12 protein-coding genes are annotated in these 12,732 nt (G+C 58.6%); 2 read left to right on the top strand and 10 right to left on the bottom strand.

Translation table 11 applies throughout. From position 1 onward, the window contains the following. Positions 1-73: 73 nt before the first annotated feature. The 8 genes from NCS28_RS25230 to NCS28_RS25195 all read right to left on the bottom strand — a co-directional run bounded on the left by NCS28_RS25230 (position 74) and on the right by NCS28_RS25195 (position 7,563). Entirely contained in the window at positions 74-430 is a 357-nt protein-coding gene (locus tag NCS28_RS25230) for a DUF3331 domain-containing protein (RefSeq protein ID WP_250516505.1), read from the bottom strand. 293 nt (positions 431-723) lie between these two features. Further along, positions 724-1,626, bottom strand: coding sequence for an AraC family transcriptional regulator (locus tag NCS28_RS25225; RefSeq protein ID WP_250516504.1), 903 nt, complete (start codon positions 1,624-1,626; stop codon positions 724-726). 142 nt (positions 1,627-1,768) lie between these two features. Then, positions 1,769-3,208, bottom strand: a complete 1,440-nt coding sequence (locus tag NCS28_RS25220; RefSeq protein WP_250516503.1) for an alginate export family protein — start codon at positions 3,206-3,208, stop codon at positions 1,769-1,771. Positions 3,209-3,279: 71 nt separating this feature from the next. Continuing rightward, entirely contained in the window at positions 3,280-3,963 is a 684-nt protein-coding gene (locus tag NCS28_RS25215; RefSeq protein WP_250516502.1) for a YoaK family protein, read from the bottom strand. A gap of 53 nt (positions 3,964-4,016) precedes the next feature. Beyond that, entirely contained in the window at positions 4,017-4,934 is a 918-nt protein-coding gene (locus tag NCS28_RS25210; RefSeq protein WP_250516501.1) for a VOC family protein, read from the bottom strand. 21 nt (positions 4,935-4,955) lie between these two features. Next, complete coding sequence (locus tag NCS28_RS25205) at positions 4,956-5,411, bottom strand: DoxX family protein (RefSeq protein ID WP_250516500.1); 456 nt, start codon at positions 5,409-5,411, stop codon at positions 4,956-4,958. Next, complete coding sequence (locus NCS28_RS25200; protein WP_250516499.1) at positions 5,390-7,276, bottom strand: amidohydrolase; 1,887 nt, start codon at positions 7,274-7,276, stop codon at positions 5,390-5,392. The genes NCS28_RS25205 and NCS28_RS25200 overlap by 22 nt, the downstream gene beginning before the upstream one ends. Next, entirely contained in the window at positions 7,273-7,563 is a 291-nt protein-coding gene (locus NCS28_RS25195; RefSeq protein ID WP_250516498.1) for a XapX domain-containing protein, read from the bottom strand. The genes NCS28_RS25200 and NCS28_RS25195 overlap by 4 nt, the downstream gene beginning before the upstream one ends. Before the next feature lie 262 nt (positions 7,564-7,825). Between NCS28_RS25195 and NCS28_RS25190 the strand changes: the two genes are divergently transcribed. Then, on the top strand, positions 7,826-8,515 hold the full coding sequence (locus NCS28_RS25190) for a hydrolase (protein WP_250516497.1): 690 nt from the start codon (positions 7,826-7,828) through the stop codon (positions 8,513-8,515). A 121-nt stretch (positions 8,516-8,636) separates the two neighbouring features. Further along, positions 8,637-8,822 carry a DUF1427 family protein gene (locus tag NCS28_RS25185; protein ID WP_250516598.1) on the top strand — a complete coding sequence of 62 codons (186 nt, stop codon included), beginning with the start codon at positions 8,637-8,639 and terminating at the stop codon, positions 8,820-8,822. A 28-nt stretch (positions 8,823-8,850) separates the two neighbouring features. Here the strand turns inward: NCS28_RS25185 and NCS28_RS25180 are convergent, their stop codons facing one another. Both NCS28_RS25180 and NCS28_RS25175 read right to left on the bottom strand, forming a co-directional pair. Next, complete coding sequence (locus tag NCS28_RS25180) at positions 8,851-9,492, bottom strand: HD domain-containing protein (RefSeq protein ID WP_250516496.1); 642 nt, start codon at positions 9,490-9,492, stop codon at positions 8,851-8,853. 197 nt (positions 9,493-9,689) lie between these two features. Further along, positions 9,690-12,731: an ATP-binding protein gene (locus tag NCS28_RS25175; protein ID WP_250516495.1), complete on the bottom strand. Its 3,042-nt coding sequence runs from the start codon at positions 12,729-12,731 to the stop codon at positions 9,690-9,692. Position 12,732 lies beyond the last annotated feature (1 nt).

The following is a 12,732-nucleotide window of genomic DNA, read 5'->3' as shown; positions in this document are numbered from 1 at the left end:
TATACGGAGGTCGCGCATATGCGGCTATCGGAACGGATGACTACGGTGGGCGCAATTGATTTCGCCATCGGAGTTACGGAGTCGCATCGGCTACATTCTCCGAAGCGGTCATGCACTCGTCCGCCAGCTTCACCGAATCGTCGAACATCTCATCGACGGCACAAGCGAGAATCATGCAATCCTCGTCCGGTGCAACGCCCCTCCATACCCGAGGCCTGAAGATCTTGTCGCCGTACGCGATCTGCTTACCTGTCAACACGCAGAACGAGTCGGCGCATGCGCGTCCTAAACGCCATACCTGCTCTGCAAAGTGCCCCATTCTGGCGTCGCTCCAGCAGACGGTCACGGTTTGCGAAGACGTTCGTTCGACGATGGAAATGCATGTCACGCGGGCATCGGCGTTGATAGCAGGCGCGTCGTCGTTGCGCACGCGGTCCTTTCTAAGCCGATACCTTGGCTTCTTCCGCCGCACGGGTCCGCTTGCCGAATTGCGCGGCTGAGTCGCACGCGCAAGGATGCCGAGCAGCGCGCGTTGCCCGATGTCCTCTTTCGCAGGTGGCTTCATCAGATAGCTCCGTCGCAAAGCGTTCGCGTCAGGTCGCGGGAGTGTTGTCTTCTTCTTTAATAGTGCGGTGCGGAATGGCTATTCGAACACGAGCTTAGAGTAGCCGCGCAAAACTGGACAGTTAACCAGGCTTAATTCTGATTAAGAACGAACGTCCGTCACTTCGACGCGGTCCGCCAGCGAGCCGGCGTATTGCCGACGATCTTCCTGAAGACCAATGTGAAATGACTCTGACTTTTAAAGCCTAGCATCTGCGAAATATCCACGATCGAAAGATCGGTCTGCGCAAGCAGTCGCCGTCCATGCTCGATCCTCATTCGCATGACATAAGCGTTCGGCGTGAATCCTGTTGCCAGGCGAAACTGCGTCAGGAAATGCATTCTGGTCAACCCGGCTATATTGCTGAGATCGGCCAGATAGATCGGGTCGAACAAGTGAGCGTGAATGTATTCGGTTACACGCTGAAGTCGCCAGTTGGCCAAAGGCGCAACGCGAGTCTTTTTGGCAGGCTTGTTGAGATTCAGCGATACGCACCGCGATGCAATGGCGAGACTGATGCTTTCGAGAACCAGGCGATTAGCGGGACAATCCTCTTCACTGATTTCGAGGATAGCCTGAAGCAGGTGACGAATCGGCCTGTCGTCCAGGAAAGTTATGTTCGACAGCACAATATCGGTGCTGGCCGGCACCCCGAAAATGTGCTCATGGCATTCAGCGAGCAATACCGCGGAAAGATAAAGGCGATAGGCTTCCGCGGCCTCGGTAAAAACAATGCGCGTTGCCTCTCCCGGCGGCACGAGCAGGCTCGAGCGAATGGGTACATCGCTTAGCGAAACTTCTTTCTTTCCGACCAGAAATCGCCCCGCGCTGACACTCCGGTTGACAGTTATCGTATGGGTGCCATCGGTGAACTCCTGCCTGAACTCGAGCGGCTGCTTCGGTTTAGGCAGGCTCCACTTGCTGAGAATCGCACGAAAACTGTCTTCTCGTGTAAGAACTACCGGCCGCTGACTCCAATGCGATTCCGGTATAGCTAGCGAGCCGGTCAAGTCGGCTTTCAATGAACCCTCCTCGAGCGTGAAGAAGCCTGCGACGGAGACTTGCCGAAAGGATTCGGCCCCGGCGCACCTGCGCTGGCACTCGTCTGTAATATACCTGAACGAAATTGGCAGGGTTCGTGACTTCTTCACGTCAGGCCAGCCTTCACCAGCCGTACTTTAATTCCACGCCTATGTAATCGGAATTGCTCCCGCCGAGTTGACGGATCGAATCCCCGATCTGGAAGTGAACGGCTTCGACCGACGCAATCAGGTTCGTGGCAACGGCCCAGTCAGCGCGTATCTGCGCATAGGTTCCGGTCCATCGCGTACCGTGCCCGGCTGTCCCAGGAACAACGGCACTTCCCTGCTGATAGATGGCGTCGTTCGTGGTCACCCGCCATTGAAACGCGAATGCAAACAACAAGCTCAGTTTGCTCGACGGCTTGAGCGTGAGCGAAGGCTTTACGTGGATAAGATTGGCATAGCCGGTGTAGCCCGCCAGCGTGAAATAGTAGCCGTTCGGAAAGAGAGGATTGAATGTCTCGACGCGCCCGTCGTTCGGATGACGATCGCCCGACGCAGCGTCGATCTGAAGGCCGAACCGCGGCGTCCAAGGCGAAGCGAGCGTATAGCCGAACAGCGAGCCGACAGCCCATGCGGCAATCGTCTTGTTGCCTACATGGCCCGTCTGATACATCGACTCCAAGTCATAGTCGAAGGCTGCGGCTTTCCCGGTGTATCGCAAGTCGAATACATTACGGTGCTCGTCGCCTTGTGCATCGAGGAACTGCGCGTCAGCGCGGGTGTAGAGGGAATAATATCCGGAGAGATCTCCCGGTCCGGCGTCCTGACGCTCAAAACGCACGCCGCTAAAGGTCAAATGACGGTTCGACGTGTCGTCGAATGCCGAGACGTCTCGATACTGAACCGGCCGCGTCGCATAGGCGATGAATCGCCATTTCGCGTACTCATAGTCCGCCCATAGCGCATCGTAGGCCTGCCGCACGTTAGGCCCATCGCGAACGGAGATGAATCTCTGCAAGTCGAACGCCATCTCCTGCCGCCCGACGCGCAGCTTGATCGTGCCCGGTCCGAGCGGGCTCACCCACGCGACGAACGCTTGCTCCAGGTCCAATGGATTCTTGTCCGTCGGTCGCACCACATCCTTGTCGAACGCTCTTGCATCCTCGAACTGAACGAAGAACTGCAAATACGGGCTGATGTGTGCGTCCGCATGAACCTGTGCGCGCTGAATCAGATAGGTATCCGATTTCGCCGTCGGGCTCAGACCGAACAGCGGGCTTTCGCTGACCTCGACTCGCTCCCGCAAATTCGCGCCTAAAGATAGATAGCTTTCCGGATCACCGCCGACCGGGATGTACTTGAGGCTATCCAGTGGCTTGCGCGGCACACAGGGATTCTTGAGAACACTCCAGTCCTCCTGCCAGCGATTGAACATGACAGTCGGCCGCTTCGCGGTACATGTCTGCTCTGGCGCAGCCGTCTCTTGACGTTGTTGTGCTTCGTTATCCGCCCGCGCATTCTGACACAGGCCGAACGCGAGTCCCGCAACGGCAATCCCTGTACATGCCGCGAGTTGCATCTGCCCGGGCCTCCCGCCCTGTTGAAGGTTGTAGGTCCGGCCTTTGTCTCGCGGCGCCAGCGAGGCCGACGTTATCGCGAAGGTTCGTTACGGTCCCTCCACGCGCGTATGGCCAATAAGGTCACTACGACGACTGGCAGCAGTAAAGCCAGAAAGCCGAAGGTTCTATAGGCCAACGCGCCGGCGATCGCACCCAGCCCGAACGCGACGATTGCCGGCAGCATCTTCGCGGCGCGCGCACGCGAAGCGAGCTTTGCATCGGCCGGCACGCGCGGCGAACAAAGATCGAGCAGGTCGAGAATGACCTGGGTCACGTTGCCGGTCATGACCGTGTTCGGCACGCCGGGCCGCGCGATCAGGCGACTGTGGGCGTTCTGCACACCCATCGCGCTCGCGCCAATCATTCCGCAGACGACCACTGACCAGCTATCGGGGCTGAATTGTCGTCCGAGATCGAACCCGGCGACGCAGAACGCCAGAAGCAGTACTGCCTGCATCGCATAGAGCATGCATGCACCGCGCATCGGCGTCTCGGGGTTGCGCGTGCGAATGACGAGACTGCTGAGCACGACTCCGACGATGAACGCAGGAAACGCCATCAGCTTCAGGAAGATGCCCTGCCCATAACCTGCGATACCACCGCCGATAAGCACGAAGTTCCCGGTCACGTGCGCCGTGAACAGACCGAACAGCGACACGAAACTGAGCGTGTCGACATATCCGGCAGTCGCGGAGAGCAGATTGTCGTCGTTCATTGACCATTTCATGGAGAAGCGCTCAGCGAGAATTGGTCCTACAGGATCGCATCTTATTTCGCCGCTGCGTGAATCTCCGCGATGTATCCGCCGGGAAACTGAACGACCGCCGACTCTCTCCGGTCCGATGTGAAAGGCTGCACGAGAACCGTCACACCGGCCGCCGCGGCTTTCTTCATGGTGTCGTCGAAGTCCTTCACTTCATAGCCTGTCATCTCTCGTCCATACGGGTACGGCAAGTGGCCATCGGTTGCGAAGATCGTCATATCCCCGAAGCCCGATGTGAGCCGCACGCGCCGAAAGGTATCGTCAGGGCGGCCGATTTCCACGCCCGGCGCACGATGATTATCGGAGACGACCTTGCCATGCGAGAACGCGAGCCAGTTCGTGATGAGCGAGTTCACGCGCGCGGGCGATACGTACACGCGATTCTCGGGAACCGCCTCGAGCGGCTCGTAATTCGGCGCCTTCGTGTGCCAGTAGAGCTGCATGTGCACGCCGCCCGGCCAGGACACGATCACATCGCGTCCGATCGGGTCGGGAAAGGTATCGACGATCACATCCGCACCGTGGGCCTTTGCCGACTTGACTGCAGCATCCATGTCCGTGACGAGATAGCCCGTGCGCTCGTCGCCGAACGGATAGGGAACAGGCGTTTTGAAGCCGAATACCGAAACCGTGCCGACCGGCGTGAAGACCAGTTGCGACATCGTCTGACTAGGTGTCGGCGTCACTTGAAACACGCCCTGCTGCGATTTATGGCCTCCGAACGTGGCGACGAAGCTGTCAGTGAATTTGTCGAAGTCTTCCGGCGCAACGTAGATATGCGTCGTGTCGTATTGCGGGCCGACTGCAAGCGAGGCCGATTGCTGCGGCCCACCGGTGCCCTTGGCAGATGAAACCGGTGCCGCGGTCGCGACCACGCCGATAGCAAGGAAAGCCGCGATACCGAAAGATCGAATGTTGAGCATGGTGGTGAATTCCCTGTTCGGTTACTCAGACGAGCGCCGCCCGACATCGACCAGGCGAGTGACCATCACGAATGCAGCGATGAGCCCAAGATGCTCGAAAAAGCTATTCAATGCAATGAAGTGTGCGGCCCCTTCGAGACGCCAAAAATCGTTTGCCACGAACATGGCTACCAGCGTCAATGCAGCCAACGCGCCCGCCGCGAGCCACGTGAACCGGGCGAAGATGATGCACAAGGATCCGACCAGCTCCACGAAGATCGCGATGGACGCCCAGAGCCAACCCGGATGCAAACCGAAGTGCACCTGTTCGGCGGCCGCGGCGTCGAAATGCAGCAACTTTGCGACGCCACCAATGAAGTACGCGGAGACGAGGCCGATACGCACGGTCAGCATGACCCAAGGCTGACGCAGGAGCGCCACGACCCACGATGGACTGTCGAGCATTCGATGTCCCTCTAGACCGCCCAGCACGCGCATCCCAATGCTCCCCAGAAGCCCTTAACGTCCGACGTCGGCGCATTGCCGAGCCATGCGCGACGATGGTCGTGTCCGTGCACGTTGCAAGCGCGCGCACACGCGCATCCGGCAGCGATCTGCTGAAGCGGAGCGCCGGACTCGCCGTATTGCTTCCACGCGCCAAATCCGCCGTATTTCCGCACGGGCGACCAGTCGGGCATCGCAGGGGGCGGCGGGCTGTCATCCAGCGAAGCAAATTCGCCCGCAGCATATACGACCTTACCGCCAACGACCGTAAGCAACGATGAAGTCCCCGCGATATCGTCCTCCGCGCAAGCAAAATAGTCGCGGTCCGGGACGATGATATCCGCGAGTCGCCCTTCCGCAATTTGCCCTTTCTTCCCGACTTCATTCGAGAACCACGTGACTTTCTCGGTCCACATGCGCAGGGCTGTCTCCCGGTCGAGGCAATTGCGCTGCGGATAGATGCGCATGCCGCCGACCGTCCGGCCGGTCACGAGCCACGACAGCGAGACCCAAGGGTTGTACGACGCTACACGAGTCGCATCGGTACCGGCCGATGCATGCACGCCCTTTTCGAGCATGCGCGCAACGGGCGGCGTCGCCTCGGCCGCTCTCTCGCCATAGCGCTCGACGAAGTACTCGCCTTGATATGCCATTCGATGTTGAACCGCAATGCCGCCGCCCAGCGCCGCAATGCGATCCATCGACTTCTCGGTGATGGTTTCGGCGTGGTCGAAGAACCAGTTGAGTCCCGCGAGCGGCGTGTCGCGGTTCACCTTCTCGAACACGTCGAGCGCGCGGCTGATAGTCTCGTCATAAGTTGCGTGCATGCGCCACGGCCAGCGGTTTTCCGCGAGCACACGGATGACCCCTTCGAGATCGCCTTCCATCTCGGGCGGCATGTCCGGTCGCGCAACCCGGAAGTCTTCGAAGTCCGCGGCCGAGAAGACGAGCATTTCGCCCGCGCCGTTATGACGAAAGAAATCATTGCCGTCCTTGTACTTCGATGTCTTCGTCCAGTTGAGAAAGTCCTCCTTCTCATCCTTCGGCTTCTGGGTGAACAGGTTATAAGCAAGCCGGATGGTCAATAGCCCTTCGGCGTCGAGCTTCTTGATAACCTCGTAGTCCTCGGGGAAGTTCTGTGAGCCGCCCCCTGCATCGATGGCGCCCGTCACGCCCAGACGATTCAACTCGCGCATGAAGTGACGCGTCGAATTCAGTTGATATTCGGGAGGGAGCTTGGGCCCTCTCGCAAGGGTCGCATAGAGAATGCCGGCGTTCGGCTTTGCCAGCAACAGCCCCGTTGGATTGCCAGCGCTATCGCGCACGATCTCGCCTCCGGGCGGCTCCGGTGTGTCTTTCGTGTATCCGACCACTCGCAGCGCGGCCGCATTGAGCATCGCGCGATCATAGAGATGAAGCAGGAAGACCGGAGTATCCGGCGCTACTGCATTCAGTTCGTCGATGGTCGGCAAACGCTTCTCGTCGAACTGGTGCTCGGTGAACCCTCCGACGACCCGCACCCATTGCGGCGGCGGCGTGATGGCCACCTGTGCCTTCAGCATCTCCATTGCCGTTGCGAGAGAGCGCACGCCGTCCCAGCGAAGCTCCATATTGAAGTTCAATCCGCCGCGGATGATATGAAGATGGTTATCGATGAGACCCGGGAGAACCGAACGGCCTTTCAGGTCGATCGTCCGCGTGTTATCCGCCTTCAGTCGATTGATCTCGCTATCGCTGCCGACGCCGCTGAATTTTCCGCCCTTGATCGCAACCGCGCTCGCAGTCGGCTTCGATTTATCCAATGTCGTGAATCTGCCATTGAAGAGAATCAACTCCGGCGAATCCTGGTGAGATGTCATGAACGCTTCTCCTCGGATGATGTTCCCGTCGTGGGCCGAGACACGCCGGGATTTCTTCCAGGCAACGACCCGAATACATGTTGATTGCAGTGCTCTTCGCGCCAGGCCACGCCAAAATGAACGCCTGAAAACATCTTCTTTGCGACGGGAATGATCTGCTCGCCCGCCAGAATGCCGAGAAGGCCTATCAAGGCGACGATGGGCGGCGCCGGAGACGGCACGCCGATCCACCCGTAGACCACGCCTACGAGGATCCCGGCCAGAAGCGACAGCACGTACGCTTTCATCGACGACCTCCGAAAGAGGATTGCTTTACCGGAGCCCGGCTTTCACGCTTCCAAATATAAGTAGCCTCAGGATGCTTAACGAATTAATAATTCTTAATGGAGCGATCAGCCGTTAAACAATGTGAGACTCTCGACTATGCTTCATTCAACGGCACAAGCGACATCGCGCAGCCGTATCTCGAGGCTCCAATGAGGCATAACGGCTAACGGTCCCTGCAATCAGGGCGTAACGGTTGAATCTCTTCTTCAAACGGACGACATCATGAGCAAAGAGAAACTGGAAGTTCTTACTCCGACGAATAGCCAGATCATCTTCATCGATCAACAACCGCAGATGGCGTTTGGGGTCCAGTCGATCGACCGGCAGACGCTAAAGAACAATGTCGTCGGTCTCGCCAAAGCCGCGAAGACATTCAACATTCCGACCACCATCACGACCGTCGAAAGCGAATCTTTTTCTGGCTTCACGTATCCCGAGCTGCTCGATGTTTTCCCCGACCATCCCACTCTCGAACGAACGTCGATGAACTCATGGGATGACCAGAAGGTGCGAGACGCGCTGAAGAAGAACGGCCGGAACAAGGTCGTGGTAGCCGGTCTCTGGACGGAGGTCTGCAACACCACGTTCGCTCTCTGCGCAATGCTGGAAGGCGGCTACGAGATTTACATGGTTGCGGACGCGTCCGGCGGGACATCGAAGGATGCACACGACTATGCGATGCAACGGATGGTCCAGGCCGGTGCCGTACCGGTTACCTGGCAGCAGGTTCTGCTGGAGTGGCAACGCGACTGGGCACACCGCGAAACATACGACGCCGTGATGGGCATTGCGAAAGAGCATTCCGGTGCGTACGGCATGGGCGTGGACTACGCTTACACGATGGTCCATAAAGCGCCCCAGCGCACGGAAGGGAAGCACGAGTCGCTCGCGGCAGTCCCGGCGAAGGACTGAGCGCCCTTGCATCCGCAATGTGACGGGCTCGCAGCGGAGACGCTTGTTTTTGCTGCCGGCCCGTCGATGCCCGCACCTCACCGTTCGCTACGTCGCAGTTTCAACTGTTGAACTTCAGTTAATGGAATCTTATATTTTTTCCCTTCTCGCCGGTCTTTTAGCCGGCGTCATATACAGCGTCGTTCGCGTGCGTTCGCCGGCGCCGCCTATCATCGCTCTTGTCGGATTGCTGGGGATGGTGATTGGCGCGCAACTCATCCCAATGGGACATCAGATCCTGATGAGCACGTCGCTGTTGTCAAGATAAGATGGGCGCTTACGTGTTCCGCCAGTTCTCAATCATCCCATTGCGATCCTAGAATCAGACCGCAGAAATTGATCCGGCTGAAGTCCGGGTTACAGCGCTCCAGCACATCAGCATTGACATTGCCAAAGGTCGTTTCCGGCCGCCACACCATGCCGTCGGCCAGCGCGTTGATTACTTGCGACTTGAACGCAGGTTCACGCGGATACGCACGTACCACTGCGGCACGATCGACATTCGATATCTCGTCGAAATGCAACGCCATCAGGTCCGTTTCGACGCCAGCACGCAATAAGCTGACGAGCGAGGAGTCGACACTATCCAGACCGAATGTCGAATGCAGCACGATCGCGTACCAGACATTGCGCAATTCCGGCCCGGATATCCCATGCAGCTGTAAAAACTTGCATGCGGCATCGGCGCTGTCCAATTCGAACCGCCGATTAGACCGGCCGAAACACGGCGCGAGCCCGTGATGATGAAATGTGGCCGCAACGAACAACAGTTCGGCTGAATAATCCGCCTTCCTGTAACGGCCTATAAGAGACGCGAACAGGAACACGCGGAATGCATGGCCGAGTAGAACATCCGGCATTTCCTGCCTGACGAGGGCGACCGCCCGCCGCGCCATCTCGCTGTCCGGTATCTCGACTCCCGCGACCCGCGCCGTCATTGTTTCTCCTTGTTCGATCACCCTGATGCCCGCTTGGTGGCCGCCTCTACAGTCCAAGCAGAAAGCATTGCGCCTCTCTGTTGTAACCAGGAGTGAATAGTCGCTCCACGAACGGGACGCCTATTCGAGTGTAGGTCGAACGGTCGCTAAGAGTTCTTAAATTTGATTAACGCAATCGCATAACGTTTTCCGGCCCTTCATCTTTCTCGACCGCGACTATCCTGCACAAGACACCAGTCGCTAACCAACTCGCCGCCGTTTGTCCCACCAAATACGGCGAACGGCTGTGCATCCAGACCGTACGCATCGACATACGAGGCCGCACTGCGAACGTGCAGCGCGTCGGGATTACCCGACCGTGACACGCTCGCTTTCTGTATGGCTTGCAGCAAGCGCATGGCTTCCTGATAATCCGGCCATTCCCGGCCCCCGGGAAACAATGCGCACGCCGGTTCTAACACGCTGCGAGCCCGCACGTAATCGCCTTCCGTGTACCTGAACAGCGCAAGACTTAGAGCTGCTCGCAGTTGTAGCGATGACGCCCCTTGGCTCACTGCAATATCCAATGCCTTGACGAGATATCTTTCGGCATCGGTTATGGGGCCGTGAATCGAAGACCTGTTGAGATCGAGTGGGTCACTGATCGATAACTCCCCGCGAATGCGATAGAGCTCGCTAGCGAACCACATGTCCCCGGTTTCCTCGAAGCGCTCCAAGGTACGAGCGACTAGCGTGATAGCTTCGTCTCTCCTGCCCGTTCGTCCCAGCGCGTTCGCGTACTGACCGATGAGCATCGCAGTCGGCGAGTGGAAGCCGAGCGCATCGAGTTTTGTCATTGCATCGGCGAATTCACGTAACTGCGGAGAATTAATGTCGTTGAGCGATGCAAGATATCCAAGAAACGCGCGGCTGCATGCCTGCGGGATGTTCAGGCCCATGCGAGTCGAGATCTCGTGCAACGTGCCTATGGCTTCCGCTGCGCGCTCCCGCTCGTCCGATAACAGCGCGACAGGAATAGCCGCTTCGATCAATACGTAACAGATGACGATCGCCTGCTCCTGCGCGAGCGCGCCGGTTAAGCACTGTTCGGCGAGCCGCAGTGCTTCGTCGCGTTCTCCCTTCATCCACAACACACGCGCGAACGTGGCGTTGCCAACGACCTGCTGATCGATCGAGCGGCCCAGCGGCATCCATGACCGCACACCCTGCGCGCGCAATAGAAAGCGTTGCAATGCGGTGTATGCCTCGTGCTGGTTGCCCGCGTAGTGCGAAGCGATTCCGACGATGCGGTATCCAAGCAGCCGGTCGCCATTGGTCTTACTTCCATCGCCCTCGCAAGCTTGCTGCTCCAGCGCCCTGAAGCGCTTCGCAAATGAAAGAGCGTCATGAGCGTCGCCGGCGCTCTGGGCAGCGTTCCACAAGCCCCATAGCGCGCGCGCCTCGAAGTTCCGGTCATCGAATGCAATCGCCAGCGACAGCACCTCGCACCAAAGCTCGTTCGTTCTGTTACCCGGACCTTGCACGTAGACGAGCGCCGCCGCAAGCGTTGCCTTCAATTCCATGCAGACGCGCTTCGAACTTCGCGTGCCGATGGCATCAGGCCAATTTTGTATTGCCTCGATCGATCGACGCGCCCACGAGCAGCATTCGTCGACCGACGATAGCTCGAACAGAAGCCGCACGAAGCGAACCGAAAGCGTCTCGCCAATGCATTTATCTCCTTGCGACGAGAGCGCCCATGTGAGCGCCGCACGCACGTCGTCGAGCAGTTCGCGCATGTTGCGCTGCCATGCCCAGGAATTCCGCGACAAGGCTGCATCCGACGCATCGCCGAGCAGTGTCGCGAGATATCTTGCATGGCTCAATCTCGCCGTGCGTCTCTCGCCATTGTGATCGAGTTTTTCGAGTGCATAAGCGCGTGTGGTTTCGAGCAGCCGATACACGACCGCATTCCCGCCGCTAGGCCCTACGATCAATGACTTCTCGACAAGACCCGACACTGCCTCAATGATGGCGTATTCGTCCACCGAGCCATCGGCCACTACTGCGATAGCGGCCGGCAACGTAAAGCCCGCGGAGAATATGCTCAAACGTCGAAGTGTGGCGCGCTCTGTCTGATCGAGCAGTGCATAGCTCCAATCGAACGTCGCCCTGAGCGTTTGATGACGCGGCAATGCGGAACGATTTCCGCCGGTCAGTACGCGAAACCGGTCATCGAGAAGTGAAGCCAAGGTTTCCAGACCGAGAATCGTCGCGCGCGCCGCGGCGAGTTCGATCGCAAGAGGGATGCCGTCAAGACGGCGACAGACTGTGTGAATCAATTCAACACTACGTTCGTCGGATGGGAAAAGCGGATCGATTGCGCGAGCACGCGAGAGAAACAACTGCACGGCGCCGCATTGCACAGTATCGTGCTCTGGATCAGCCCGCGCCGGCACGTGCAACGGCTCTACCCGATAGACTCTTTCGTTGGCGACCTTGAGCAGTTCCCGGCTGGTCGCGATAACGCGTGTCTCATCGCCAAGGCCGATAAGCGATTCCGCCAACTCTCCAGCGGCTCCGGCTATCTGCTCGCAATTGTCGAGCACGAAGAGTATTCGAGGTCCGCCCACTTCCTCGCCAATGCGCGAGAGCGAGAGCGGACCCTCTAACGGATTGATGCCCATTGCCCTCGACGCTGCGTCCAGCATGCTTTCATAGTCCGTTGCGGATGCGAGCGAAATCAGATAGACGCCGTCCGGGAACAACTTCAGCGCCCGATGTCCGACTTCGACGGCGAGTCTCGTCTTGCCGATTCCGCCGGCGCCGATCAGCGTGACATGCTTCCCAGACCCGAGCGAGTCGATGATCTCGATAATCGCGTCATCGCGCCCGATGATCTCGCTCGCATTCGACGGCAGGTTATTCGGAACAAGGTGCTCGGCCTCCGCTTGCGTCGAACGCTCGTGCGGCATTGCGCGGGAGAGTCGATAACCGCGTCCGGATATCATCTGAAGAAGGCCGCGGCTTTCGCCTAGCAGGCTTCTCAAGCGGCACAGATGAACGTGAAGATTGTTTTCTTCGACGACCGTATGCGGCCACACTTGTCTCAACAGATCATTCTTCGATACCAGTTCGCCCCGCGCTTCGATCAGCACGGCGAGCACGTCGAACGCGCGGCCACCCACTTGCACCGGCGCACCATTGCGCGACAACTGTCTGCGTTCGAGATCGACGTCCAGTGAGCCGATGCGGATCATA

Origin of the sequence: Caballeronia sp. INDeC2, from assembly GCF_023631325.1 — a bacterium.
In the GTDB taxonomy this organism is placed as follows: Bacteria; Pseudomonadota; Gammaproteobacteria; order Burkholderiales; family Burkholderiaceae; genus Caballeronia.
Note: the sequence above shows the minus strand (reverse complement) of the source record. Positions and strands in the feature narration are given on the sequence as shown.

Bases quoted from the DNA above. Each gene is read 5' to 3' on its own strand.
- NCS28_RS25220 (WP_250516503.1), bottom strand. From the start codon at position 3,208: ATGCAACTCGCGGCATGTACAGGGATTGCCGTTGCGGGACTCGCGTTC.
- NCS28_RS25185 (WP_250516598.1), top strand. From the start codon at position 8,637: ATGGAATCTTATATTTTTTCCCTTCTCGCCGGTCTTTTAGCCGGCGTC.
- NCS28_RS25190 (WP_250516497.1), top strand. From the start codon at position 7,826: ATGAGCAAAGAGAAACTGGAAGTTCTTACTCCGACGAATAGCCAGATC.
- NCS28_RS25205 (WP_250516500.1), bottom strand. From the start codon at position 5,411: ATGCGCGTGCTGGGCGGTCTAGAGGGACATCGAATGCTCGACAGTCCA.
- NCS28_RS25195 (WP_250516498.1), bottom strand. From the start codon at position 7,563: ATGAAAGCGTACGTGCTGTCGCTTCTGGCCGGGATCCTCGTAGGCGTG.
- NCS28_RS25175 (WP_250516495.1), bottom strand. From the start codon at position 12,731: ATGATCCGCATCGGCTCACTGGACGTCGATCTCGAACGCAGACAGTTG.
- NCS28_RS25210 (WP_250516501.1), bottom strand. From the start codon at position 4,934: ATGCTCAACATTCGATCTTTCGGTATCGCGGCTTTCCTTGCTATCGGC.
- NCS28_RS25215 (WP_250516502.1), bottom strand. From the start codon at position 3,963: ATGAACGACGACAATCTGCTCTCCGCGACTGCCGGATATGTCGACACG.
- NCS28_RS25180 (WP_250516496.1), bottom strand. From the start codon at position 9,492: ATGACGGCGCGGGTCGCGGGAGTCGAGATACCGGACAGCGAGATGGCG.
- NCS28_RS25200 (WP_250516499.1), bottom strand. From the start codon at position 7,276: ATGACATCTCACCAGGATTCGCCGGAGTTGATTCTCTTCAATGGCAGA.